General features: G+C 72.3%; 22 protein-coding genes. 11 read left to right on the top strand and 11 right to left on the bottom strand.

The window, feature by feature from the left end; translation table 11 throughout:
* Positions 1-60 precede the first annotated feature (60 nt).
* The 3 genes from SM116_RS06090 to SM116_RS06080 all read left to right on the top strand — a co-directional run bounded on the left by SM116_RS06090 (position 61) and on the right by SM116_RS06080 (position 3,991).
* Positions 61-651 (top strand): PadR family transcriptional regulator, encoded by a 591-nt coding sequence (locus SM116_RS06090; protein WP_320943566.1) that lies wholly within the window; start codon positions 61-63, stop codon positions 649-651.
* Between the two features lie 119 nt (positions 652-770).
* Positions 771-2,555, top strand: a complete 1,785-nt coding sequence (locus tag SM116_RS06085; RefSeq protein ID WP_320944108.1) for a DEAD/DEAH box helicase — start codon at positions 771-773, stop codon at positions 2,553-2,555.
* A 110-nt stretch (positions 2,556-2,665) separates the two neighbouring features.
* A complete protein-coding gene (locus tag SM116_RS06080; RefSeq protein ID WP_320943565.1) occupies positions 2,666-3,991 on the top strand; it encodes a hypothetical protein in 1,326 nt (441 codons plus the stop codon).
* A gap of 60 nt (positions 3,992-4,051) precedes the next feature.
* On the opposite strand, the gene hpf is transcribed toward SM116_RS06080, so the two are convergent.
* From hpf to mtrA, 5 genes are all read right to left on the bottom strand, one after another.
* A complete protein-coding gene (hpf, locus tag SM116_RS06075; RefSeq protein WP_320943564.1) occupies positions 4,052-4,714 on the bottom strand; it encodes a ribosome hibernation-promoting factor, HPF/YfiA family in 663 nt (220 codons plus the stop codon).
* Between the two features lie 99 nt (positions 4,715-4,813).
* Positions 4,814-5,461, bottom strand: coding sequence for a ComF family protein (locus SM116_RS06070; RefSeq protein WP_320943563.1), 648 nt, complete (start codon positions 5,459-5,461; stop codon positions 4,814-4,816).
* 88 nt (positions 5,462-5,549) lie between these two features.
* The gene (locus SM116_RS06065) at positions 5,550-7,235 is read right to left on the bottom strand and encodes an LpqB family beta-propeller domain-containing protein (RefSeq protein ID WP_320943562.1); all 1,686 of its coding nucleotides are present in this window, start codon (positions 7,233-7,235) and stop codon (positions 5,550-5,552) included.
* Positions 7,232-8,899, bottom strand: a complete 1,668-nt coding sequence (gene mtrB / locus SM116_RS06060) for an MtrAB system histidine kinase MtrB (protein ID WP_320943561.1) — start codon at positions 8,897-8,899, stop codon at positions 7,232-7,234. Before mtrB ends, SM116_RS06065 begins: the two co-directional genes overlap by 4 nt.
* Positions 8,900-8,906: 7 nt before the next feature.
* Positions 8,907-9,587 (bottom strand): MtrAB system response regulator MtrA, encoded by a 681-nt coding sequence (mtrA, locus tag SM116_RS06055; RefSeq protein ID WP_320943560.1) that lies wholly within the window; start codon positions 9,585-9,587, stop codon positions 8,907-8,909.
* Positions 9,588-9,885: 298 nt separating this feature from the next.
* Here mtrA and SM116_RS06050 point away from each other — a divergent pair, with 298 nt between their 5' ends.
* The 5 genes from SM116_RS06050 to SM116_RS06030 are packed head-to-tail and all read left to right on the top strand — an operon-like array spanning position 9,886 to position 15,361.
* Positions 9,886-11,220, top strand: a complete 1,335-nt coding sequence (locus tag SM116_RS06050) for a DUF7847 domain-containing protein (protein ID WP_320943559.1) — start codon at positions 9,886-9,888, stop codon at positions 11,218-11,220.
* A 22-nt stretch (positions 11,221-11,242) separates the two neighbouring features.
* Entirely contained in the window at positions 11,243-11,893 is a 651-nt protein-coding gene (locus tag SM116_RS06045; protein ID WP_320943558.1) for a DUF4129 domain-containing protein, read from the top strand.
* Positions 11,890-13,068, top strand: coding sequence for a DUF4350 domain-containing protein (locus SM116_RS06040; protein WP_320943557.1), 1,179 nt, complete (start codon positions 11,890-11,892; stop codon positions 13,066-13,068). The genes SM116_RS06045 and SM116_RS06040 overlap by 4 nt, the downstream gene beginning before the upstream one ends.
* Positions 13,065-14,060 (top strand): AAA family ATPase, encoded by a 996-nt coding sequence (locus SM116_RS06035; protein WP_320943556.1) that lies wholly within the window; start codon positions 13,065-13,067, stop codon positions 14,058-14,060. The genes SM116_RS06040 and SM116_RS06035 overlap by 4 nt, the downstream gene beginning before the upstream one ends.
* A complete protein-coding gene (locus tag SM116_RS06030) occupies positions 14,060-15,361 on the top strand; it encodes a DUF58 domain-containing protein (protein WP_320943555.1) in 1,302 nt (433 codons plus the stop codon). The genes SM116_RS06035 and SM116_RS06030 overlap by 1 nt, the downstream gene beginning before the upstream one ends.
* Before the next feature lie 74 nt (positions 15,362-15,435).
* On the opposite strand, the gene SM116_RS06025 is transcribed toward SM116_RS06030, so the two are convergent.
* Positions 15,436-16,104, bottom strand: a complete 669-nt coding sequence (locus tag SM116_RS06025; RefSeq protein ID WP_320943554.1) for an MIP/aquaporin family protein — start codon at positions 16,102-16,104, stop codon at positions 15,436-15,438.
* Between the two features lie 210 nt (positions 16,105-16,314).
* On the opposite strand from SM116_RS06025, the gene SM116_RS06020 reads away from it, so the two are divergent.
* Positions 16,315-17,112: an aquaporin gene (locus SM116_RS06020; protein ID WP_320943553.1), complete on the top strand. Its 798-nt coding sequence runs from the start codon at positions 16,315-16,317 to the stop codon at positions 17,110-17,112.
* A gap of 6 nt (positions 17,113-17,118) precedes the next feature.
* Here SM116_RS06020 and SM116_RS06015 read toward each other — a convergent pair whose 3' ends face one another.
* Positions 17,119-18,114: a stage II sporulation protein M gene (locus SM116_RS06015; RefSeq protein ID WP_320943552.1), complete on the bottom strand. Its 996-nt coding sequence runs from the start codon at positions 18,112-18,114 to the stop codon at positions 17,119-17,121.
* A 16-nt stretch (positions 18,115-18,130) separates the two neighbouring features.
* On the opposite strand from SM116_RS06015, the gene SM116_RS06010 reads away from it, so the two are divergent.
* Positions 18,131-18,940, top strand: a complete 810-nt coding sequence (locus SM116_RS06010) for an RDD family protein (protein WP_320943551.1) — start codon at positions 18,131-18,133, stop codon at positions 18,938-18,940.
* Here the strand turns inward: SM116_RS06010 and ahcY are convergent.
* Entirely contained in the window at positions 18,934-20,397 is a 1,464-nt protein-coding gene (ahcY, locus tag SM116_RS06005) for an adenosylhomocysteinase (protein WP_320943550.1), read from the bottom strand. The genes SM116_RS06010 and ahcY overlap by 7 nt on opposite strands.
* A 52-nt stretch (positions 20,398-20,449) precedes the next feature.
* Positions 20,450-20,656 (bottom strand): DUF3499 family protein, encoded by a 207-nt coding sequence (locus tag SM116_RS06000; protein ID WP_320943549.1) that lies wholly within the window; start codon positions 20,654-20,656, stop codon positions 20,450-20,452.
* A 115-nt stretch (positions 20,657-20,771) separates the two neighbouring features.
* Here SM116_RS06000 and SM116_RS05995 point away from each other — a divergent pair, with 115 nt between their 5' ends.
* Positions 20,772-21,212, top strand: coding sequence for a metallopeptidase family protein (locus SM116_RS05995; protein ID WP_320943548.1), 441 nt, complete (start codon positions 20,772-20,774; stop codon positions 21,210-21,212).
* A gap of 9 nt (positions 21,213-21,221) precedes the next feature.
* Here SM116_RS05995 and SM116_RS05990 read toward each other — a convergent pair whose 3' ends face one another.
* Together SM116_RS05990 and SM116_RS05985 are read right to left on the bottom strand one after the other, a co-directional pair.
* Complete coding sequence (locus SM116_RS05990; RefSeq protein ID WP_320943547.1) at positions 21,222-22,634, bottom strand: DUF5719 family protein; 1,413 nt, start codon at positions 22,632-22,634, stop codon at positions 21,222-21,224.
* On the bottom strand, positions 22,631-25,534 hold the full coding sequence (locus tag SM116_RS05985; RefSeq protein ID WP_320943546.1) for a glycosyltransferase: 2,904 nt from the start codon (positions 25,532-25,534) through the stop codon (positions 22,631-22,633). Before SM116_RS05985 ends, SM116_RS05990 begins: the two co-directional genes overlap by 4 nt.
* Positions 25,535-25,573: the final 39 nt, after the last annotated feature.

Here is a 25,573-nt window from a genome sequence, read left to right as displayed (position 1 = left end):
GTTTCCCGGTATCCATATACTCGGCAAATAGATACCGAGTATGCACAGACGGGAGCCCGGATGTCGGTGCGCCAGAGCCTCCTCGCGATCCTCGACCAGGGGCCGTGCTACGGCTATCAGCTGCGCGCGGAGTTCGACCGCCGCACCGGATCGACCTGGCCGCTCAACGTCGGGCAGATCTACAACACGCTCGAGCGGCTGGAACGCGACGGTCTGGTCGCGAAGGGCGCGGCCGACGAGCAGGGGCATGTCTACGTCGAGATCACGGATGCGGGGCGCCTCGCGGTGCGGGGCTGGCTGGACTCCCCGGTCGAGCGCAGCACCGGCACGCGCGACGAGCTCGCGATCAAGCTGGCGCTCGCCGCGACCCTACCGGGGGTGGACGTCGCCGAGCTGATCCGCACGCAGCGCCGGGCTTCGCTCGCCCAGCTGCAGGCGCTCCGGGAGACGGCCGCCGAGAGCGTCGAGGGGCCGCAGGAGCTCGCCCGATCGCTCCTCGTCGACGCGATGATCTTCGCCGTGGAGGCGGAGGTGCGCTGGCTCGACCACACCGAGCAGCGGCTGGCGCAGCATCCCCGCCACGCGATCGCCCTCGAACTGTCGACCGAGCGTCCCCGACGAGGGCGGCCGGCGGCCGCCGCATCCCTCTGAGCGGACTGGGCACGCGCATCCTGTCGCTTCCCAGCCCACCCTCGCTACGCTGAACTGTGCACAACTCCGATACCGAAGACGCCCCGCTCGAGCCTGAGATCGCGGATGGCGCTCCCACGGTGCCACCTGCCGCGCCCGCATCGGCGCCGGACGCCGAGTCCGCGACATTCGCCGACCTCGGGCTCGGCGCGCATGTTCTGAAGGCTCTGCACGAGATCGGATACGAGTCGCCGTCGGCGATCCAGGCGGCGACGATTCCCACCCTCCTGGCCGGACGCGATGTCGTCGGCCTCGCGCAGACCGGCACCGGCAAGACGGCGGCGTTCGCGCTGCCGATCATCGATCGACTCGACCTCTCGCAGAAGACTCCGCAGGCGCTCGTTCTCGCGCCGACGCGCGAGCTCGCACTGCAGGTCTGCGAGGCGTTCGAGAAGTACGCCGGGCATCTGAAGTCGGTGCACGTCCTCCCCGTCTACGGCGGTCAGGGCTACGGCGTGCAGCTGTCGGCGCTGCGACGCGGTGTGCACATCGTCGTCGGCACGCCCGGCCGCATCATCGACCACCTCGAGAAGGGCACGCTCGACCTCTCCGAGCTGAAGTACCTCGTTCTCGACGAGGCCGACGAGATGCTCAAGATGGGCTTCGCCGAAGACGTCGAGACCATCCTCGCGGAGACGCCCGCCACGAAGCAGGTCGCCCTGTTCTCCGCCACCATGCCGGCTGCGATCCGCCGGATGGCCACGCAGTACCTGAACGACCCGGCCGAGATCATCGTCAAGGGCAAGACCCAGACGTCCTCGAAGACCTCCCAACGCTATCTCGTCGTGCAATGGCAGCAGAAGATGGATGCCCTCACGCGGATCCTCGAGGTCGAGAACTTCGACGGGATGATCGTGTTCGGACGCACCAAGATCGTCACCGAGGAGATCGCCGAGAAGCTGCGGGCTCGCGGGTACTCCGCCGCCGCCATCAACGGCGACATCGCGCAGCCGCAGCGAGAGAAGACCGTCAACCAGCTGAAGTCGGGCAAGCTCGACATCCTCGTGGCGACGGATGTCGCGGCACGCGGGCTCGACGTCGAGCGCATCTCGCACGTCGTGAACTTCGACATCCCGACGGATGCCGAGTCCTATGTGCACCGCATCGGCCGCACCGGGCGCGCCGGCCGCACCGGCGATGCGATCAGCTTCGTGACGCCGCGCGAGCGCGGGCTCGTGAAGATGATCGAGCGCGCGACCCGCCAGGACCTCACCGAGATGACCCTGCCGAGCGTCGACGAGGTGAATGTCACGCGACTGAACCGCTTCGACGACCGCATCACCGCCGCGCTCGGCGAGGCGGACCGGGTCGAGGCCTTCCGCGACATCGTCGCCCACTACGTCCGCCACCACGACGTGCCCGAGGTCGACGTGGCAGCCGCTCTCGCCATCGTGGCGCAGGGCGAGACGCCCCTTCTCCTCGAGCCGGAGCCCGAGCCCGTCCGCCAGCCGCGCCGCGACCGCGACGAGCGGCCGGATCGAGGCGACCGCTTCGAGCGCGCGGGCCGGCCGGAGCGCTCCGAGCGCCGTGCGCCGCGCGAGGGGTTCGCGACGTACCGCATCGCCGTCGGCCGCCGCCAACGCGTCGAACCGCGTCAGATCGTCGGCGCGCTCGCCAACGAGGGCGGCCTGCGCCGCGACGACTTCGGCGCGATCGACATCAAGCCCGACTTCTCGCTCGTCGAGCTGCCTGCGAACCTGTCGCGCGACACCCTCGACCGGCTCGCCGACACGCGCATCTCGGGCCAGCTGATCGATCTTCGGCCCGATACCGGGCGCCCCCAGCGCCGCCGCTTCGACGACGACCGCGCTCCGCGCCGCTTCGACGACCGGAAGCCGCGCTCCTCCGCCCGCCGCGACGACTGATCCGCAGGCGCATCCCGGCTGCCGCCCTCGGCGGCACGGCTGCACGCACGCGCGGTACGCCCTCAGCGAGCACTGGGCGCACGCTCGGACACCGACCGTAGGATCGGAGGATGGCCGGATTCTGGGGCAAGCGCAATCGTGAACAGGATGCGGCGGACGCCGATCTGGCGGCCCGCGCGCAGAAGGGCCTCGTCGAGGCCGACGAGCGGATGCGGCTCACGTCGGACGAGCTCGACTTCGCGATCGCCGAGCTCGGCGACAACGCGACCGCGGACCTGCGCGCCGCGCTCGACTCGGTGCGCGTGCACATGGGCGAGGCGTTCCAGCTCCATCAGTTGAACCACGACGAGATCCCGGACACGCCCGAGGAGCTGCGCACCCGCAACGCGCGCATCGTTCAGTTGTGCGAGTGGGCCGAAGCGCTCCTCGACGAGAAGACGGCCGCACTCGCGCAGCCGATCGCGCTCGCCCGCAACGCCCCGCAGATCCTGGCGAACGTGCGGACGGATGCCGTCGTCCTCCGCGAGCGCATCGAGCCGGCGCGCGAGACTCTCGCGCGCCTGTCCGAGCGCTACTCCCCCGACGCCCTCCGCCAGGTCGCGCAGACGCCTGAGGAGACCGCCCGCCTGCTGGACTTCGCCGTTCACGGGGCCGACATCGCCGAGCGACGCCGCGCGTCCGGTCAGCGCGAGCAGGGGAACATGGCCCTCGAGGCGGCGATCGAGTCGATGCGCCGCGCCGCGGCCATGCTGGATGCCCTCGAGACCTACGAGGTCGAGGCACTGCGCGCCGAGTCGACCCTCGCGGCGGTCATCGACGACTCGCGTAGCGATCTCGTCCGCGCGCGCACCGCTCCGCAGTCGCCGGCGGTCGTCGAGGCCGCGCGCGCATTGAGCGCCGCACTCGCGGCCCTGCCGGCATCCGGCGAGAAGAGCGATCCGCTCGCCGAGCTCACGCAGCTGCGCGAAGCGAACACGGCCCTGGACGCCGCCGTCGCGGCCGCTCTCGAGCGCGCCGCCAACCCGCTGCCGACGGTCGCCCAGGTCGAGCACGCCCTCGACGACGCCGACCGGCAGCTGTCGGTCGCGCGCGACGTCATCGCCGGTCAGCGCGGCTGGATCGGCGCCGACGCCCGCACACGCCTCGCCGAGGCCGAGCGGCTGCGTGCAGAGCTGCCGGGGGCCCGTTCGCTCGCCGAAGACGATCGCCCCGCCGCCGTCGACGGCGCACGCCGGGTGGCCTACCTCGCGAGCGAAGCTCTGCAGTACGCACAGCGCGACATCGACGACGCCCGTCCGTACGGCGGCTGGGGCCAGCCCGGGGCGTACCCGCAGCAGGGCTGGGGCGGCCGGCCGCGCAGCGGCATGGGCGACGTCATGGGCGGGGTGCTCGGCGGCCTGGTCATCGGCGGCCTCATCGACGACATCTTCAACTGACCGCCCGCACGACGACGGTCCCCACGCCCCGAGGGGCGTGGGGACCGTCGTCTGATCGGGTCAGGAGACCAGCGCCTCTTCCGGAGGCGCCATCGTCGTCAGCGAGATGACGCCGTAGTCCCAGCCCTTGCGCCGGTAGACGACGCTGGGGTGGTCGGTGCGCGCGTCGATGAAGAGGAAGAAGTCGTGCCCGACGAGCTCCATGCGGTCGACGGCATCCTCGACGGTCATCCACTCCGCGTCGAACCGCTTGGTGCGGATGACGACCGGCGTGTAGTCCTCCTCATCCTCGTTGCCGGTGATGATCGGGATCTCCCCGGTCGCCACGGCGCGAAGGACGTCGGCGGAGACCGGCTGCACGTCGACTCCGTGGATGGAACCGCTCTCCTTGTCGAGCTTGGCGCCGCGAGGGTGTTTGCGACCGTCGACGCGCTTCTCCTTGGCGCGCCGGAGCTGCTCGGCGAGCTTGTCGACGGCGATGTCGAGGGCCGTGAACTTGTCGTTGTCGACCGCCTCGGCCCGCACGACCGGGCCCTTGCCGGTCAAGGTGAGCTCCACGGTCGAATCCTCCATGCGACCGTTGTGATACGCGCGGTGCGTGACTTTCACCTCGAGACCCTGCGCGCGCGGCGCGAGGTGCTCGATCCGGGCCACCTTCTCCTCGACGACTCCGCGGAAGCGATCCGAAACGCTCACTCCCACACCGACGATGCTGGTATCCATCCGTGACCTCCTTGTTCCGGTCCCCCCGGCCAAGGGCGGACCTTCGTCGCCTTGTGCCCCCCACCCTAGACACGGATGACCGGGCTGTCACGTACGAGTTCAGAATGCGTTCACCCGCGCCGGGTAGTGCAGCGGAACGGCGGCGACGGCCGCCGCGCCGACGACTTCTGCTCCTTCCGCCCGCAGAACCCGGATCGCCTCGTCGAGCGTGGCACCGGTCGTGACGACGTCGTCGACGACGAGGATGCGGCGGCCCGCGGCATCCCGTGCGCGCATTGTTCCCACGACATTGCGGCGCCGTGCGTCGCGTCCGAGCTCGCGCTGATCGGCCGAGGCGCGCGAGGGGACCAGGAGGGACTCGACCCGCAGCCCGGCGTGCTGCGCGATGAGATCCACGACCCGGTACCCGCGTCGGCGCATGGCGGCGCGGGACGTCGGGACGGGCACGGCGATCACGGATCCGGGATGTGCGGCCGCCGCGGCGGCACCCAGCGCCGGCGCCAGCGAGCGCGCGAGGCCGGTGCGCCCGTCCTCCTTGAGCGCTCGCACGACCCGGGCCGCGACGCCCTCGAAGGCGAGCCCGGAGTGGACCTCGAGCCCGCCGGCCAGGGTCCGTGAGCGCGGACGCGGATGAAGCGCGCTCCGGCACGCACTGCAGAGTGCGACGTCGAGCTCACCGCATCCGGCGCAGTCGGCGGGGAAGAACAGCGAGAGCGCCTCAGCGAGCGCACTGCGGACGGCATCCATCCGTTCAGCGTGCGGCCGGACACCATACGGAAGCTCATCGCACGCACGATCGGTGGATCGTTCCCGACGACGCCCTCGATGGGGAGGACTACTGCACGTGCGCGAGCACCTGCACCCCGGTTCCGACCTGCTGCCAGTTCGATCCGCGGCGCACGTAGATCGCCCCGTCATCGCCCCGCAGGCGCACCGCGGCGATGGTGGAGGCCCCGCTGAGCGAGACTGCGGTCGCCGGGGCATCCAGCTGCATCGCGGTGCCGCCCACCTGCTGCTCGACCAGGGTGATGCCGTCCCCGTCGTGCGCGAGCGCACCGACCGTCGAGTCGTCGAGCCACGCGAGATCCAGCCCGTCGCCGGGGAGGGTTCCGACGATCACGGGGTCGCTGAGCTTGACCGGGACACCGGACCCGTCGCGCACGACCCCGGCGACCGCCAGGGCCGGTTGACCGCCGGTGACGACGATCGCGGCGAGACGGGTGCCGTCCGCGGACACCTGCATCGAGCTGATCCGGGAGACGCCGGGCCAGGCGCCCGCGACCGCGCCGCCCTTGCCGCCCGCGCTCACGGCGCGTACGGCGGTGGGATCGCCCCCGGGCACCGTCCACACGAATCCGCGGGCGTCGATCGTCGGGGCGATGAGGCCGGTCCGAGTGTCGAGGGAGGCGAAAGCGCGACCGGCGAGCACGACGCCGACGGTGCCGCTGGGGATCCGCAGCGCCGCGCTCTGCCGATCCGGGGCGAGCGCGATGGCGTTCGGCTGCTGCTGGGTGACCGCGGCGTCCAGACCCGGAAGAGGATCGACCGCAGCATCGGACTGGTAGAACCCGAAGCCCTTCGCGGTGAGCACCACGGGCTGCGCGGGCGGGGTCGTGGTGGGGAGGATGACCGACGCGTTGATCGGCGTCGACCCGAACGACATCCGCACATCGGAGAAGCCTGCCGTCGCCAGGCTCTGCGTGAGCTGCGTGAGCATGCGGTCGAGCGTCGTCTGCTCGGCCGACAGTGGCGAGCCGGTGAGCTCGACCTGTGCCGTGCCCGCGCTGTTCGTCACGGAGGGCTGCACCCCGACGTTGTCGGGGAACGCCGTCACGACGCTTCCCGCGAGCCACACGCTCGGCTTCTGCCGGATGAGCGCCTGCACGATGCGCGAGGCCGCATTCGTGGTCGGAAACCAGCGCACATCGGGCACGAGGTACGTCCACGTCGGGTCGTAGTACATGAGGGAGTACGGGTGGAAGACGCTCTCGAACGCGCTCTCGTCGAGGATGATCCCGTTGGGCGCCTTCGTGATGCGCCACTCGCCGTCTCGCTGTCGTGCGAGCGAGAACGACAGAGGCAGCGTCGTCGCGCCCACGGGCGTGACCGAGTAGGTGCCGTTCTCGTCGACATTGGCGACCGGCGTCACCGTCAGGTCGATCGTGTCGGTCTTGTCCGGCGCATCCGTCTTGTCGGGGGCGTAGGAGCGCTCCTTGAAGACATCGACGGTGACACCGGCGGTCGGCTTCCACGCGTCGCGGAACGAGGGGGCGAGGAACAGCCGCGCGGTCTGCCATCCGGCCGACGATCCCTGGCCCGCGCGGATGAAGCCCTCGACGATCTGCTGCGGGGTCGCGCCGGGCTGCGGACGGTCGGGCAGGAAGGAGACCGCGGGCGGTCCGGCCGCGGCGCCCGCCGGCAGCCCCTGCAGGACGGGGCCGTTCGTGGGAAGCCCCGCGCACGCGGTCAGCGTGACGGCGAGCGCCGCGACGACCGCGGCGAACGCGAACCGGCGCTTCATGACTTGCCTCCCGACGTCGCAGCGATGGGCTGGGTCGTACCGAGCGACGACAGCGCATCCGAGCCGGGATCCACGGGGATCGGCATGGCGCCGTCCAGACGCTGGCCCGCGCGCGGCAGCGTCAGGACGAAGTTGGAGCCCTTGCCCGGCGCACTCCAGACGGCGAGCGTGCCGCCGTGCAGGCGCGCGTCCCCGAGCGAGATCGACAGGCCGAGGCCCGTGCCCCCGATCGTGCGGGTGCGGGACGGGTCGGCGCGCCAGAACCTGTCGAACGCCCGCTCGGCCTGCTCTGGAGTCATCCCGAGGCCGAAATCGCGCACCGAGAGAGCGACCGCCTGCTGGTTGCTGTCGACGGTGACGACGATCGGCCGCCCTTCGCCGTGCTCGATCGCGTTGCCGATGAGGTTCCGGACGATGCGACGGATGCGGCGCGGGTCCATGTCGACGGGCGAGTAGCCGCCGGGTGCGACGAGGCGGACGGTCGTGCCGTGCTGCTCGGCGAGCTGGCTCATCGAGCCGATGACGTCCTCGGCGAGGTGGGCGAGGCTCGTCGGCTCGAGTTCGAGCTGCACGGACCCGGCATCGTAGCGGCTGATCTCGAGGAGGTCGGTCAGGAGCGTCTCGAACCGCTGCACCTGGGCCTGCAGCAGCTCTGCGGCTCGCGCCGTCGCCGGATCGAAGTCGTCCCGCCGGTCGTTGAGCATGTCGGAGGCGAGCCGGATGGTGGTCAGCGGTGTCCGCAGCTCGTGCGACACATCGGACACGAACCGCTGCTGCACGAGCGACAGGTCGGCCAGCTCCTTGATCTGCGACTCGATGCTGTCGGCCATCGCGTTGAACGAGCGGCCGAGGGTGGCGAGCTCGTCCTCGCCGCGCACGGGCAGCCGCTCGCTGAAGTCGCCGGCTGCGAGCTTCGCGCTCGTCTCGGCCGCGGCGCCGATCGGCGCGGTCAGGGACCGCAGGACGAACCACGCGATCGCACCGATCAGCACGATGAGGGCGATGCCGACGACCCACAGGGTGCCCTGGACGAACGACAGCGTCTGCGACGCGCCCCCCAGGTCGTACGCGAGATACAGCTCGTAGGGGCCGGCCTCGGGCACGACGATCTGCTGGCCGACGACGATCCCCGGCACCCGCTGGCCGTTGTCCGCCGGCAGCGCGACGGACTGCCACCACTGCGGCTGCGTGCCGGCGCGCACCTTGGCGCGCAGCTCGGACGAGATGACGTCCTTGTCGAGGCCCTGCGTGAAGTCGATGGGGGCGAGCGGCGTCGACTTGCCGATGCGGAACGCCGCGATCATGTCGGTCGACGACTGCTGCGCGAGCTTGTCGCGGACGCTGTCCATGAGGTTCTGGATCTGCACGGCGTCGCCTTGGGCTGCCGCGGAATCCAGTGTGGCCTGGGCCACCTCGGTCGCGCGGCGGGAGTCGGACTCCACCTGCTGCAGCCGGGACTGGAACAGGTCGTTCTGGATGGCGAGAGCCATCCACACGCACGCGATGAGGATCGCGAGCGCCGTCAGCGCCAGCGTGACGAGCACCGTGCGGAAGCGCAGCGACCGGCGCCAGAGGCTCGTCAGGCTCTCCGGCCAGGCCCGCCAGTCCCGCCAGGCCGTGACAGTCGGACGCGTTGCCGCGGCGGTCGCGCTCGCGGGAGTCATCAGGGCCTCACACGACGGCACCGGCGCGGTAGCCGACTCCGCGCACGGTGGTGACGATCTTGGGGTTGTCGGGGTCCTTCTCGACCTTCGCGCGCAGACGCTGGACGTGCACGTTCACCAGCCGCGTGTCGGCCTTGTAGTGGTAGCCCCACACCTGCTCGAGCAGCATCTCGCGCGAGAACACCTGCTGAGGCTTGGATGCGAGCGCGACGAGCAGCTCGAACTCGAGCGGCGTCAGCGCGATGGAGCTCTCGCCGCGACGCACCTCGTGACCCGCGACGTCCACCATGAGGTCGCCGATGCGCAGGTCCTCGCGCGTGGTCGCCACGGTCGGACGCAGGCGCGTGCGGATGCGGGCGACGAGCTCCTTCGGGTTGAACGGCTTGACGATGTAGTCGTCGGCGCCGGACTCCAGGCCCCGGACGACGTCGGCGGTGTCGGTGCGCGCGGTGAGCATGATGATCGGGATGCCGGACTCCGCGCGCACGCGCGTGCAGATCTCGATGCCGTCCATGCCGGGCAACATCAGATCGAGAAGGATGAGGTCGGGCCGCTGCGTGCGGAAGGCCTCCACAGCCTGCGCGCCGTCGGCGCAGAACGACGTCTCGAAACCTTCGGTGCGCAGGACGATGCCGATCATCTCGGCGAGAGCTGTGTCGTCGTCGACCACCAGGATGCGGGATGCCATCGGCGTGTGTCCTTCTGAGACGTGGAGGGCGCCCGCGAATGGCGGAAAATCAACCCCGGGCGCTTCCCAAAGACTAACCGACGGCACTCGGAGGGTGATGGAGGGACGCTGGGGCGGCGCCGAGAGGCGGCGCCGCCAAGCTGTGATGATCCTATGGCGATGCTGAGCGCCGCCACGTGGTCAGGCGGCTCCGCACGCGGGATCGCGTGAGCGTGGGAGGAACCCCCCGGTTGTGACAGCATGGGCACACGGCGCGCCGAGCCGTCGGATGGAGACAGCGTCGGATGGAGACAGCACAGTGACCGCGAACCCGGCATGGGGCATGCCGCCGCACGCGGGTCCGGCGTGGACGCCGCCCCCACGGCGAGGGATCGTGCCGCTGCATCCGCTGCCCTTCGGCACCGTGCTGGGACGCTCGTTCACCGCCCTGCGCCAGAACCCGCGAGTGCTCCTCGGCTTCGCCCTCGTCGTCCAGCTCGTGGCGTATCTCGTCGTCGGGGTCGTCACGGCCGGCGTCGCCGTCGGACTGTTCTCGCGGCTCGACACCGTTCGCGAGGGAAGCGCGGACTTCGACGCGATCATGGCGGGCTCCGTCGCGATCACGGCGGTCGTCGGCGGACTCCTCGCGCTGGCCGCGGGCGCCCTCGGCGTCATCGTGCAGGCGGTCGTCGTCACCGAGGTCGCCCACGAGGTGCTCGCCGAGAAGCTGACCCTCGGTGCGCTGTGGCGACAGGTCCGCCCCGTCGCCTGGCGCCTCATCGGATACGCGGCGCTGCTGGCCGGCGCGCTCGTGGCGGCATTCATCGTGGGCGTGCTCCTCGTGGGGCTGCTCTCGCTGGCGACGCCGGTCGCGGGCATCCTGTTCGCGATCCTGCTGATCATCGGCGGGATCGTGCTGGTGCTGTGGCTCTCGACGAAGCTCCTGCTGACGCCGTCGGCGATCATCCTCGAGCACGCCACGATCCGCGGCGGCATCGCGCGATCCTGGCGGCTCACCCGCACCCGGTTCTGGCCGGTGCTCGGGGTGGTCGTCGTCATCACGGTGATCTTCCAGGTGCTGGCGCAGCTCGTGTCGATCCCGTTCAGCCTGATCGGGTCGGCCCTCACGACCGTGATCGCCCCGACCGGTGCGGTCGACCCGAGCTCGATCATCGCCTTCGTCGTGACCCTGCTGGCGGTGCAGATGCTGACACTGCTCATCTCCGCGATCTCGACGGTCGTGCAGTCGACGGCGTCGGCGCTGCTCTACGTCGACTGCCGCATGCGTCACGAGGGTCTCGACCTCGATCTGCTCGCCTACGTCGAGCAGCGGGATGCGGGTGCCCCGAACCTGCCCGACCCCTACACGGTGGGCATCGGCCGCCTCGCGCCCGTCCGGTACGGCTACGCGGCGGCTCCGCCGCCGTACGGCGTTCCGCCCCAGTACGCACCGCCGCCGCAGTACGGACAGTACGCACCGCCGCCGCAGCAGTACGGACAGTACGCACCGCCCCCGCAGTACGGACAGTACGCACCGCCCCCGCCGTACCCGCAACCGACTCCACCGCCGTCCGCCGCAGAGGGCGAGACGCCGGCATCCCCCACGCAGTGGACCGCCCCCGGACAGCAGCCCGACGAGCCCCCCGGATCGTGAGCTCGCCGCGCTCATGATCCCGATGCTCGTCCTCCTCTCCGACGACGTCCCGCCCCTGGCGCCGGACGGCGACCAGGCGCGCCGATGGGCGCAGGAGGAGCTCGCGCAGCCGGTCTACGCCGCGGCGAAGCCGACACTCGCCGACCGCATCGCGCAGGCGGTGTCCGACTTCTTCGCCCACCTCTTCACGTCCGCGCCGACCGGCGCGTGGGCATGGTGGGTGGGGGTCGTCGCCGCGATCGTCGTCGTCCTTGTGGTCGTCGCGGCCTTCTTCATCTGGGGCCGGCCGCGCGCCGCCCTGCGCACTCGACGCGCGGCCGGCGAACTCTTCGGCGACGCCGAGGGCCGCACGGCCGCCCAGCTGCGCCGCGCCGCCGATGCGGCCGCCGCGCGCGGCGCGTGGGACGAAGCGGTCATCCTCCGCTTCCGCGCTCTCGCGCGGGGGCTCGACGAGCGCGACATCGTCTCGACCGGCCCGGGCGCCACGGCCCACAGCTTCGCCCGAGCTGCGGGGCGCCGCATCCCCTCCGCCGCCGCGGCGCTCGAGTCGGCGGCCGGCGCCTTCGACGACGTTCGCTATCTGCGCCGTCCCGGCTCCTCCGCTCTGTACGACCGGGTGCTCGACGCCGAGACCGCGACCACGGCCCCGGCCGTCGCGGGGGCGACGGCATGAGTCAGTCCACCGCTGCACGCCCCGCGTGGGCCTCGCCCCGCGGGCGGGGCCGCCGCGCCGCGGTCTGGACGGCCATCGGCATCTTCCTCGTCCTCTCCGCGCTGCTCGGTGTCGCCCTCTTCGGCGCCCAGCCCTGGGCAAGGAAGGCGCCGATGGATGCCGACTCCGCCGGTCCCGACGGAGCCAGGGCGCTCGTGCAGATCCTCGAGCAGCACGGCGTGCAGGTCGAGGTGGTGCGAGACCGGCAGAGCGCCCTCGACGCGCTGCATCGCACGGCGGCCACGCTCGCCCTTCCCGACAGTCCTTACCTCTCTGACAGCGCGCTGACGACTCTGGTGGATGCCGCGGCCGACACCGTCGTCATCGAACCGCGCGCGCGCTCGCTGCGGCTGCTCTTCCACGAATCGACGCCGGAGGGCTTCGCATCCCGCGCCGTCGCCCCCGCCTGCGAGCTGCCCACGGCCCAGCGCGCCGGCACGGTGTCTCCCGCCGAGGTCGCCCGCGCCGGCGTCGGGGTCACGGCGTGCTATCCGGCCGACGGTGGCGCCGTGCTGCTCCAGGTGCCCCGCAACGCGGCGACCGTCTCATCCCTCGACGGGGTGTCGCTCCTGTCGAACGCGCATCTGGCGGAGCACGGCAACGCCGCGCTCGGCATCGGGCTGCTCGGATCCCGCACGACCCTCGTCTGGTACACGCCCACGATCGACGACAGCGACCTCGCCGCGGCGCCGACGCTCGGGTCTCTCACGCCCTCGTGGGTCTCGCCCGTCATCGTCCTGCTGCTCGTGGCCGGCATCGCCGCCGGGATCTGGCGCGGCCGCCGCTTCGGCCCGCTCGTGGCCGAGAATCTGCCCGTCACAGTCCGCGTTGGCGAGACCGCGGAGGGGCGCGCGCGGCTGTACGCACGCTCGCACGATGCCGCGCACGCCCTGGACCAGCTGCGGTACGGCGCGCGACTCCGGATGGCGCGCCTGCTCGGCCTGGCACCCGCCACCGCACCGGATGACCTCGCAGACGCCGTCGCCGCGCGGCTGGGAGCCGACCGCGCCGCCGTACGCGGCATCCTGAACGACACCGTCCCCCACGGCGATCGCGACCTCGCGCGCCTCGCTGCCGACCTCACCGATCTCGAGGCCGCACTCCACGCGGCCATCCGTCCCGGAGGCTCCCGATGACCGATCCCGCACCCGCATCCATCGCCGACCAGCCGCAGGCGGCCGACGGCCCGTCCCTCCGGGAGGCGATGAACCGCGTCCGCCTCGAGGTCGGAAAAGCCGTCGTCGGCCAGGACGGCGCCGTGACGGGCCTGCTCATCGCGCTCCTCGCCCGTGGCCACGTGCTGCTCGAGGGTGTGCCGGGAGTCGCGAAGACGCTGCTCGTGCGGGCCTTCAGCCGCGCGCTCGGCCTCGACACGAAACGCATCCAGTTCACGCCCGACCTCATGCCCGGAGACGTGTCGGGATCGCTCGTCTACGACGCGCGGACGGCGGAGTTCGAGTTCCGCCCGGGACCGGTCTTCACCCACGTCGTGCTGGCCGACGAGATCAACCGGACCCCGCCCAAGACCCAGGCCGCGCTCCTGGAGGCCATGGAGGAGCGACAGGTCTCCACCGATGGCGTGACGCGCGCACTGCCCGACCCGTTCCTCGTCGCGGCGACGCAGAACCCGATCGAGCACGAGGGCACCTACACGCTTCCCGAGGCGCAGCTCGACCGATTCCTGCTGAAGCTCCTCATCGACGTCCCGGTGCGCGACGCCGAGATCGACGTCCTGCGCCGGCACGCCGCGGGGTTCCGGCCGCGCGAACTCGACGGAATCGGCTCGGTGGTCTCGACCGCCGAACTGCTCGCCGCCCAGCGGGCCGCGGCATCCGTCGACGCCTCCGAGGACGTGATCGCCTACATCGTGGATCTCGCCCGGGCGACCCGGCAGAGTCCGTCCGTGCAGCTCGGCGTGAGCCCCCGCGCCGCCACGTCGCTGCTCGCGACGGCGAAGGCGTGGGCGTGGCTGAACGGATCGCCGGGCATCACGCCCGACCACGTGCAGACGATGCTCGTGCCCACGTGGCGGCACCGCATCCGCCTCCGCCCGGAGGCCGAGCTCGAGGGCGTGTCCGTCGATGCGATCCTCTCCGCGGTGGTGCAGCAGACCCCCGTTCCACTCTGATGTTCCTGAGCGGCCGCCTCCCGATCCTCGTCGCCCTCGGCGTCGTGCCCGTCGTGCTGCTCTCGCTCGCCGGCACCCCGGCGTGGCTCGCGGCACTGGGGTGGCTCGTGCTGTGCGCGCTCCTCGCGGGGGTGGATGCGGTCGCCGCCCCATCGCCCCGCACCCTGGAGCTCTCCCGCGACCTGCCCAGGCGCACGCGCGTCGGCGAACCGGTCGCTGCGCGACTTCGCGTTCGCAACGGAGGATCGCGACGCATCCGCGGGCTGTTGCGGGATGCCTGGCAGCCCACGGCGGGTGCGCCGCCGAGCCGCGTCCGCATCGACCTTGCGGCCGGCGAGCACGAGACGTACACGGTGCCGCTCCTCCCCCGGCGGCGCGGTGAACTGCGCAGCGAGTTCGTGGTCGTGCGCTCGAGCGGTCCGCTCGGTCTCGCGGGACGTCAGAGCGTCATCCCCGCCCCGGGCGCGCTGCGCGTCCTGCCGCCGTTCACCGCGCGGCGGCACCTTCCGTCACGGCTCGCGCGGCTGCGGGAGCTCGACGGATCCACGAGCGTCCAGGTGCGTGGCGCAGGCACGGAGTTCGACAGCCTGCGCGAGTACGTCCGCGGCGACGACGTCCGATCGATCGACTGGCGCGCCACGGCGCGCGCGGGGACGACGATGCTCCGCACGTGGCGTCCCGAGCGCGACCGGCACATCGTGGTGGTGGTCGACACGGGCCGCACGGCGGCGGCGCGGGTCGGCGACGGAGTGCGGCTCGACGCCGCCTTCGAGGCGACGCTGCTGCTCGCCGCGCTCGCCCAGCGTGCCGGCGACCACGTGCATGTCGTCCTGTTCGACCGGGTCCCCCGCGCGCGGGTCAGTCGGGTCGACGGTCCTGCGCTGCTGCCGGCGCTCGTGGATGCGATGGCGCCCGTGGAACCACAGCTCATCGACACGGATTGGGATGCCGCGTTCGCCGCGGCCCGCTCCCTCCACTCACGGCCCGCGCTGGTCGTGCTGCTGACCGCGCAGGACGAGCCCGAGGCCTCGCGCGGCTTCCTCGCGAGCCTCCCGGCGCTGGCCGGCTCGCACGTGCTCGTGGGCACGGCCTCCGACGACGATCCGGTCGACGAGTCGGGCTCGGCATCCATCGAAGACGTCTACCGGGCCGCTGCGCGCGAGCGCTCGCATCACGACGCCGACCGCGTGGCAGCCGCCATCCGCCGCGCGGGGGCCGAGGCGATCACGGCACCCGCCGACGATCTGCCGCCGCGCATCGCCGACCGGTACCTCGCACTCAAGGCCCTCGGCCGGCTCTGACCGTCGGCTCTGGCCGACCCGCAGAGACGACGAACCGGTCCGGGCAGTGCGCCCGGACCGGTTCGTATCAAGCGTCAGGCGTGCTCGGACTCGGCCTCCGCGACCGTCTGCGGCAGCTTGTCATCCGCATTCAGCACCCGGAAGATGATCGCCGCGATGATGGCGCCGACGATCGGGGCGAGGAAGTACAGCCAATAGGCGCTCCACTCGAAGTGGCCCGTGATCGACAGACCCAGAGCGATCGCGGGGTTGAACCCGCCGCCCGAGATACCGCCGACCGCGACCGCGCCGACGAAGACGGTCGAGCCGATCGCGAGGCCGTAGAAGGAGTTGTTGGCGTTGTCCTTCGAGGTCGCGACGTTGAGCACCACGTACGCGAGCACGAGGGTCCAGAGCGCCTCGACGAGGAAGGCCGGACCGATCGCGATGTGCATCGGAGCCTTGGCGACCGGCCACAGGGCGAGGCTCAGCGCCGCGCCGAGCGCGGCGCCGACGAGCTGCGCGATGACGTAGAAGACCAGCGTCGCGACGTTGATGGCGCCGCGAAGCCAGACGCCGACCGAGACGGCCGGGTTCAGATGGGCGCCCGAGATGTGCCCGGTGGCGAAGACGAGCACCATCAGGGTGAAGCCGATCACCAGCGGGGTGAGGGGACTGGCGCTGTTGACCGCGCCGACGACGGCGAAGGCGAAGATGAACGTGCCGACCAACTCGGCGATAGCACTGCGAAGCGTGCCCGTCATGAGGTTTCTCCTCTTGTCAGAACGAGACGCGGAAAGGGCGCGTCACAGGGTACGCAAAGAGACTAGCCGACTGTCAGCGCTTTCCCAGGGACGCGCGCCGCCCCGCGCGACCCTGCAGACGCCTCCTGTCGCTGCAGCGTCTGCGCCTCAGGGATTGATCCACTACCGTCTATCCGGGGTCCTCTCCCCGGCCTCACCGAAGGAGCTTGCATGAGCGATTCCCCCCGCACGGCGCCGGCCTCGCCTTCGGCGTCGGGCAGCGGCACCGGCAGCGCCCTCATCGCCGAGGCGTTCGGATCGTTCCTGCTCGTCCTCGCACTGATCTCCACGGCCCTGTTCGCCGCAGGGTTCGGCGAAGGGACGGCGGCCGCCGACAAGGGCGTGGGCTTCCTCGGCATGTCCTTCGCCGTCGGGCTCGCCATGATCGGCGGCTTCTACGCGTTCGGCCCGATCTCCGGTGGCCATCTCAACCCCGCCGTGACGCTGGGACTCGCGGCCGCCGGCCGCTTCCCGTGGCGCCGGGTGCCCGGCTACGTCATCGCCCAGCTCGTGGGAGCCGCGATCGCCACGACGATCATCGTGCTCATCGGGCTCACCGGGCCGGTCGGCTGGCTGAAGACCGTCCAGGACGCCGGCTTCGTCTCCAACGGCTGGGGCGATCACTCTCCGTCGGGATTCGGTTTCGGCGGGGCGGTGATCGTCGAGCTGCTCTTCACGGCCCTGTTCGTGATCGTCTTCCTGGGCGTCACCCACCCCGCCCGCGGCACGCGCCTGGCCGGCGTGGCGATCGGGCTCACCCTGACCGTCATCCACCTGGCGACGATCCCGATCGACTACACGTCGCTCAACCCCGCCCGGTCGATCGCCACCGCGATCTACGGCGGCGGCGAGGCGCTCGCGCAGCTCTGGGTGTTCATCGTCTTCCCGATCGTCGGCGCACTCGTCGCCGGCTTCGCCTACCGCGCGCTCTTCGACCTGCCTGCCGACGGCGGTGTCACCGCCGACTGAGGGCGGTCAGCCGGCGACGAGGCGCTCGGTCCCGCGCTCGTACTCGGTCAGGTCGCCGGACTCGCCCGCGCGGTACGCACGTCCTCCGACGACGAGCATGTAGACGAGGAAGGCGGCGAGCGCCGTCGCGCCGATCGCCAGCTTGACCTGCCACGGCCACTCCCGCGGGGTCACGAAGCCCTCGATCGCGCCCGAGACGGCGAGGGTGCCGATGACGCCCACGGCGATGGTCGCGAGCGAGCGTCCCGCAGAGGCCAGGGCCTCTCCCCTCGGTCGCCGACCGGGCGCGACCCACGCCCAGAACAGGTGGAGCCCGGCGGCCGCCGCGACGAAGATGCTCGTGAGCTCGAGCAGCCCGTGCGGCGCGATGAACTGCAGCAGGATGTCGCCCTTGCCGAAGGCGATCATGACGGCCGACGTCGAGCCGACACCGACGGCGTTCTGCATCACGACGTAGACCGGCCAGATGCCCGTGATCCCGAAGAGCACGCACTGCACGGCGATCCAGGCGTTGTTCGTCCACACCGTCGCGGCGAAGACGCCGTTGGGGTTCTCGCGGTAGTAGTCGACGAAGTCCTGCTCGGCGAGCTTCTGCAGCTGCGCCCTCGAGCCGAGCGCGGCGAGGGTCGCGGCATCCTGTGAGATCCAGAAGGCCATGAGGGATGCGACGATCCCGAACCCGACCGCGATGGCCAGCGTGGTCCAGCGCACGCGGTAGAGCGCCGCCGGCAGCTGGTGGCCGAAGAAGCGGGGCAGCTGCCGCAGGACGTTGTCCGGCGAACCCGTCAGACGCAGGCGCGCCCGCGCCAGGATCGTGGAGACATGATCGCCCGCGACGGTCCGGCCGGCCGACGTCTTGATGTCCGCCAGATCGGCCGAGGCGGCGCGGTACCGCGTGACCAACTCGTCGACCTCCTCCCCGCTGAGGCGGCGCCTGCGACCGAGCTCGTCCAGGCGCGCCCACTCGTCGCGGCGCACGGCGACCAGGGCGTCGAGGTCCATGCGGTTTACTGTAGCCATGCCCGCACCGGTCGCGATCGCACAGGACGAGATCCTGACCGGCGAGGCCGTCGCCCTCGACGTCCAGCCGATCGGCTTCTTCCTGCGCGCGCTCGGGCTCGCCATCGACATGGTCGTGAGCATCGCCGTGCTGGTCCTGTTCACGTGGGCGGCGAGCTGGATGCAGAGCATCGGTCTCCTCGACGCCTCCACCGCCCGCATCCTGCTGCTCGCCGTGGTCGCGCTGGTCACCGTCGTCGTCCCGACGACGGTGGAGACCCTGTCGCACGGCCGCAGCCTCGGCAAGCTCGCCGTCGGCGGCCGCATCGTGCGCTCCGACGGGGGCGCCGCCGGCTTCCGGCACGCGTTCATCCGCGCGCTCGTCGGCGTCTTCGAGATCTGGATGACGCTCGGCGTCGTCGCCGCTGTCACCGGTGCGTTCACCCCTCGCTCGCAGCGGCTCGGCGACCTGACGGCCGGCACCTACAGCGAACGCACCCGCACGCCGAAGCTGCCCGCGCCGGGAGCGGGTCTTCCCGCCGGACTCGAGCCGTGGGCCGCGACGGCGGACGTCGCCCGGCTGCCGGATGCGCTCGCGCGCCGCTGCGCGCAGTTCGTCCGTCAGGCCGATCGCATGGAGCCGGCCGCACGAGCCCGGCTGTCGGCATCCCTCGCCGCCGAGGCCGTCCGCTTCACCTCGCCCGTGCCTCCCGTCGACGCGGAAACCTTGGTCCGCGCCGTCGTCGCGGTCCGGCGCGCCCGCGAGCAGCGCGCGCTGGAGCTCGAGGGCGTGCGCGTCGAGGAGCTGCTGAAGGGCGTGCGTCAGTAGCGGTAGTGGTCGAGCTTGTACGGCCCCTCGACCGGCACGCCGATGTACGCCGCCTGCTCCTCGGTCAGCTCGGTCAGCTGGACGCCGAGGGCATCCAGATGCAGGCGCGCCACCTTCTCGTCGAGCGCCTTCGGCAGCACGTGCACGCCGAGCGGGTACGCGTCGCGGTGGGCGTAGAGCTCGATCTGGGCGAGCACCTGGTTGGTGAACGACGCGCTCATGACGAACGACGGGTGGCCGGTCGCATTGCCGAGGTTCAGCAGACGCCCCTCGCTGAGGACCAGGATGCTGCGCCCGGTCGGCAGTCGCCACTCGTGCACCTGGGGCTTGATCTCGATGCGCTCGACACCGGGGACGGCGGCGAGGCCGGCCATGTCGATCTCGTCGTCGAAGTGGCCCACATTGCCCACGATCGCGAGGTGCTTCATCGACAGCAGATGGTCGACCGTGACCACGCGCGTGTTGCCTGTCCCCGTGATGACGATGTCGACGTCGCCGATCACGTCGTCCAGCCGGGCGACCTGGTAGCCGTCCATCGCGGCCTGCAGCGCGCAGATCGGGTCGATCTCGCCGACGATGACGCGAGCGCCCTGGCCGCGCAGCGCCTCCGCGGCGCCCTTGCCCACGTCGCCGTAGCCGACGACGAACACGGTCTTGCCACCGATCAGCACGTCCGTCGCGCGGTTGATGCCATCGGGGAGGGAATGACGGATGCCGTACACGTTGTCGAACTTCGACTTCGTGACGGAGTCGTTCACGTTGATGGCGGGGAAGAGCAGCTCGCCGGACGCCGCGAGCTCGTAGAGGCGGTGCACGCCCGTCGTCGTCTCCTCCGTCACACCGAGCAGGCCGTCGGCCATCCGCGTGAAGCGCTGCGGGTCGCGCGCGAGCGAGGCCCGGAGCGTGTCGAGGACGATGCGGTACTCCTCGGATGCGTCGGCCGCCGGCTCGGGGACCGCTCCGGCCTTCTCGAACTCGACGCCCTTGTGCACGAGGAGAGTGGCGTCGCCGCCGTCGTCGAGGATCATGTTGGGGCCGTCGAAGCCCTCTGCGGTCCAGTCGAAGACGCGGTCGGCCAGCTGCCAGTACTCCTCGAGCGTCTCGCCCTTCCACGCGAACACGGGTACGCCCTGCGGGTCGTCGACCGTTCCGTTCGGACCCACGACGACCGCCGCGGCGGCCTCGTCCTGCGTCGAGAAGATGTTGCAACTCGCCCAGCGCACCTGCGCGCCGAGGGCGACGAGCGTCTCGATGAGCACCGCCGTCTGCACGGTCATGTGCAGCGAGCCGGCGATGCGTGCGCCCTGCAGCGGCCGGCTCTCGCCGAACTCGGCGCGCAAGGCCATGAGGCCCGGCATCTCGTTCTCGGCGAGCCGCAGCTGGTGGCGACCGGCCTCCGCGAGGGAGAGATCGCGCACGGCGTAGTCGATGCGGGCGGAAACGTCGGTCTGCGGCATCCCGCCATTCTCCCACGCGGGCGCGTGAGGTCGGAGGGCGCGGCACTCGCCGTCACATGCGCATGGTCTCGTGACGGATGACGACCCATCCGCGCGGCACGGACAGCCGCTCGGTGTGTATCGCGCACAGGTCGTGCGCGTGCGGGTCGGCCTCGCGCCCCAGAGGCCCGACGGCCGCCATCTGATCGGCGTAGTCGTACGTCAGCGTCGCCACGGCCTCCTTGGAGCATCCGACCTTGGAACACTGTCTCTCGCGCATCGGCACCACGCTAGCGGCAGCCCGGGACACCGGCGAGCAGCCGCGCCGTCCGGTCCGGCGGAGTCTTGCGCGGGCGACGCGACTGCGCGCGGTCAGGCCGACCTAGGATGGTCGCATGCTGCGACGCCGGACGAGCCGAACCACGGCGACGCCCACCGCGCGCCCGTCGCGGCACGGGCGACACGGGCGGGAGGGGCGCAGCCCGGTCGTCCGGCCGCCGCTGCCGCCGCTCGAGACCCGGATCGACCGCTTCGACCTCGCCGTCGGCACGGCGGCGGAGTTCCTGCGCTCGGCATGGCCGGACCTGCGCGACGTGCGATTCGAGATCGGCGATCTGCCGCCCGCGGCCGATGGCGAGGGCATCCCGCGCTGGACGGTCTCGACGGCGGAGAAGCGCATCATCCTCTACCGCATCCCGATCGAGCGCCTGTCGCACCTGCACCGCAACGACGACCTGCACCGGCGGATGGTGATCGAGGCGAGCGTCTTCCGCGCGGCGGCCGAGTATCTCGACCGTGATCCGTGGGACCTCGGCCCCGAGCGCTTCCACTTCTGAATCGAGCGGTCAGCCCGAATACACGTCGATGCTCGCCGCGGCGGCCTCCCCGGGCCACACCGGGATGTCGGCGAGCGCACCCGAGCCCGTGAGGGTGACGGCTGCACGGACGTGTGCGCCCGCCTGCGGCTCGAGCGTGAACGATGAGCGCGCCGCGACCGAGACGTCGAGCGTCTGACCCGCCGGGATGGTGAGCGAGCGCGGTGCCGAGCCGTCCATCGGGGTCAGCTTCACGACCGCCGGCTTCGTGCCCGGATTCACGATCGACAGGACGGTCGACGGACCGTCCGGGACGGTGACGAGAGTGGATGCCGACACCTCCGGCGCCGCCGGGTACCATGCGAAGTCCGACCCCGCAGCGAAGCCCGTCGTCGACCAGACCGCCGCGACGACCCGGGCCTCCGAGTCGACGCGCACGGTGTGCCGCCCCGGTGCGAGGTTCGACAGCGCGACCTCGGCGGGAACCCCCGCCTGCAGCGGCACGCTCTGGCGCGACTCGGTGGCACCCGACGTGCTCAGCACCGTCACGGTCGCGGTCGACGTCGACGTCGCGGACAGCAGGCGCAGCACGGTGGTCGGATTGTCGTTCGAGCCCTGAGCCGGCGCAGCCACGACGGTCACGCCCGGGACGATCTGCGTGCGCTCGGCCGTCGGGACGGCGCTCACCTGGTCGACGCCGCCCGGAACCAGCGTCCGCGTGATGCTCGCCTGCAGGGCGGCGCGCACCGGCGCTCCGGACGCCGAGACGTGGACGACCGGCGCCTGCTCGCCGAGGATGAGGCCGGCCAGCGGCACGACGCGCTCGGTTCCCGGCGGGACGACGAGGGTGCCGCCCGGCGGCACCTGGCCGCCCGAGGCGCCGTACACCGTCAGCTGCACGGTGGCCGGCACGGTGCCGGGGTTCGCGAGCCGGACCAGATCGGACGCCCCGGTCGTGCTCGCGCCGCCGACGAGCCACGACTCCAGTCTCGGCTCCTGGCACGCGGAGGCGGCGAAGCCGGTGAGGTCGTCGGACTGCACGGTGGCCGAACCCGCTCCCGAGATGACCGAGCGCGCGCTGCCCACCGGCGGCGCCGTCAGCACCGGCGCGCCGCCGTTGCCGACGTCGGGCACCTCGACGGCGCTCTGCCGCGGCGCGGGCTGCCCGGCCGGCGAAGCGGTCGTCAGTCGCTCGGGCGCCGCGACCGAGAGTGCGCCGGCGTTCTGCGCGTTCCGTCCGAGCGCGAGGAGCGGGCCGCCGCAGACGAGGACCGTGTCGGTCGGGGCAGGGGTCGCGGTGACGCTCACCGGCTTCTGCGCATGCGTCGGCCACGGGATCGCGACGGCCGTGACGACCGCGATGACGAAGACGGCGGATGCCAGCACCCCGGCGAGCACGCGGGCGCCCGTGGTGGCGATCCGGAGCATACGGCGGTCGGTCATCGCGCCTCCTGTCCGCGAGGGCCGACGACACGCGGGGCGTGGCGGGCGGCGCGCCGCGAGGCGCGCGTCGGGATGGCCAGGAGCAGGGCGACCAGCAGCACGCCGAGCTGCAGTACGGCGATGAGGACGGCCGTGCCCCGCTGGTCGTCGGTGGCCGCGGCGCGGTCGGCGACGGCGTGCCCGACGCGCCACAGCGTGCCCTTCTCCGTGGTGCCCACCTGCTCGAGCCCGTCGCGCTGATCCAGGGCCGTCTTCGCCTGCATGCTCAAGGCGCGCGCCTGATCCGACTCGTCGCCCGGGGTCGGCGCGAGCACGACGAAGCCGATGCCCCGCGCCGCGAGGCGCGCGACGACGTCGGGCGATGTGCTCGTCACGAGATCCGCGGTCAGCGCGGCGACCTCCCGGTCCGCCCGGGTGGCCGTGGGGGTCGACGCCTGGATGGTCGAGTGGCCGGCGAGGGTCTCACTGCCGCCCCAGACGACGTCGGATGCCGCGGCGCCGCTGTCCAGGGGCGCGATCGTGAACGTGCCGATCTGGGCGTCCTGACGCCCCTCGGCGGCCACGTAAGCCGGCAGCGTGGAGGCCGGACCGTTGGTCAGGAGCGTCGTGCCGCGAGTCGCGGAGGTCAGCGCGGGAAACGCCACGACGGCCAGCGCCGCCATCACGAGCACGGCGAGTCCGGTACGCAGCAGCCGCACGCGCGCGGCGAGCCCGGCATCGAGGAACACGACGGCGGCGCCGAGCGCCCCGATCCACGCGAGGCTCAGGCCCGCGCCCGGCCAGATGGCCACCGCGATGTCGGCGGACGAGGCGACCGCGATGGCGGCGGCGGCGAAGGCGGTGCCGAGGCCGAGCGCGCTCACGGAGAGGAGCACGATGCCGGCGGCCCAGCGCGCCGTGAAGGGTGCGAGCAGCGCGAGGACGGCGATCGGCGCGACGAGCAGCGGCACCCACCAGGTCGCCGTGCCCCGGCCCCATTCGTGCAGGAGCGCACCCCAGCCGCCCGGGTCGGCAGTCGGGAACCCGGCGGCGAGCAGCGCGCGACCGTGGACGGATGACGCTGCTTGGGGACCCGCCCACGTGAGACCCGGATCGGCGAGGAGCCCCCACGGATTCCCCACCCGCAGCTGATGCCAGACCAGCGGCAGTGCGACGAACACCGTCGGCACGACGAGCCACAGCACGCGCGACAGCCCGCGCCCGGAGCGCACGACCGCCGTCAGCACGATCATGCCGAGCCAGATGACGATGACAGCGGGCGCGAGCGACGGCGAGCAGGCGACGACCGCCGCGACGACGATGGATGCCGCCCCCGCGGCCGCCCACGACCGGTGCGCGACGGAGCCGGCGAACAGCGCCCACGGGAGCAGCAGATGCACCAGGACGCCCGTGGGTCGCCCGTCGACGAGCGCGGCGAGGAAGGTGGGGGCGAGCGCCCATGCGGCGCCGGCCAGGATGCGCAGGAGCGGCCGCTCCGTGAGCCGGGTCGCGGCGAACCAGCCGCCGAGCACGGCGAGGGGCAGCGCCAGGATCCACAGCAGCACCATGGCGCGCGAGGGATCGGCGGGCGAGAGCGATCCGATGGCCGCGATGACCCCGGCGTACGGGTCTGCGGGCATCGCACCGTCGAGCCCGGTGCTGCGCAGCCCGTATGCTGCGTCCGCCCACAGCCTGGCGACGGTCGCGGGCAGCGGCTGCAGCGCGCCGCCACCGAGCACCGGCCACGCGAGGAGCGCGGGGAAGGCGGCGACGGACAGCACGAGCGCCCCCAGCACGGCCCAGGCTCCCCCACCGGTGAAGAAGCGGAGGTCGCCGCGCACGGCTCCCTGTTCCGCGGACCCGTCGTCGGCGTCCGCGTCGAAACGCTCGCGCAGCTGGGCGCGGCTGACGCGCAGCGGCGCGATCCTGGTCCACGGGATCTCGCGCGTGCGGCGGATGCCGGCACGTGCGCGGGCGATCTGATCCACGCGCACGAGCGCCACGAACGCAGCGCCCCACTCCGGGAGCACGCGCGCGGGAGTCTTGGCGACGAGCGCGAGGATCGTCCGCCAGAGCGCGAGCGGCAGCAGCGACAGCCAGTGCACCGGCACAGCCACGACCGGCGCATAGGCGAGCCGTCGCTGGAGCTGCGCACGCCGCCGTGCGTAGACGTTGTGCCTGCGCCGCGTGCCGTCCGACGGGATGGGCAGCCCCGCGGCGCCGTCTCCGGCCACGGCCACGATCGCACTCGGCACGAGGCTCACCCGCGTGCCGAGCAGCCGGGCACGCACCGAGAGATCCAGACCCTCGTCGGCGCCCGCGAGCCCGCGGTCCAGGCCGCGCAGGCGCTGCCACGCACCGGAGCGGACGAGCATCCCCCGCACGTCCGCACCGAGCACGTCCTCGTCGGCATCGCGCTGGCCCTGGTCGAGCTCGCCGTCGGAGAGCCCCACGGCCCGTCCGTAGCGGGTCATGCTGATGCCGAGCGATGCGATCTCCGTCCGGTCGTCCCACCGCACGAGCTTGGGCGCGGCGATGATGACGGAAGGGGCGAGCTCGAGCACCCCGAGCAGTCGCGCGAGCGTCTCGGGCTCGGGGGCGGTGTCCTGCGCGAGGAGCCAGACGGCCGCGCCGTCGCGGACGTCGTCGCCGCCGTCGTGGTCGGCCGGGCCGTCGCCCGCGCGGCGTGCGATGTCGAGAGCCGCCGCGAAGGTCGTGCCGGGGGGCGCGGTGACGATCGAGGCGGAACCGGATGCGGCGGCCGTCACCAGCGCGTCGTCCGATCCGCAGAGCACGACGGTCACCGCGTCGGGGCGACGGGTCTGCGCATCCACCGCGCGCAGCGTGCGCTTCAGATGGAACGCCGCAGGCGCGCGACCATCGGGACGAACGACGATGAGGGCATGGACTCGGGGGGGCATGACCCCGCCAGACTATGCGGGGCCTTCGCCCTGCCCGGG

The organism is Microbacterium rhizosphaerae (genome assembly GCF_034120055.1).
Taxonomy (GTDB): Bacteria; Actinomycetota; Actinomycetes; order Actinomycetales; family Microbacteriaceae; genus Microbacterium; species Microbacterium rhizosphaerae.
The sequence above is the reverse complement of the archived record's forward strand: the minus strand, read 5'-3'. Positions and strand labels throughout refer to the sequence as shown.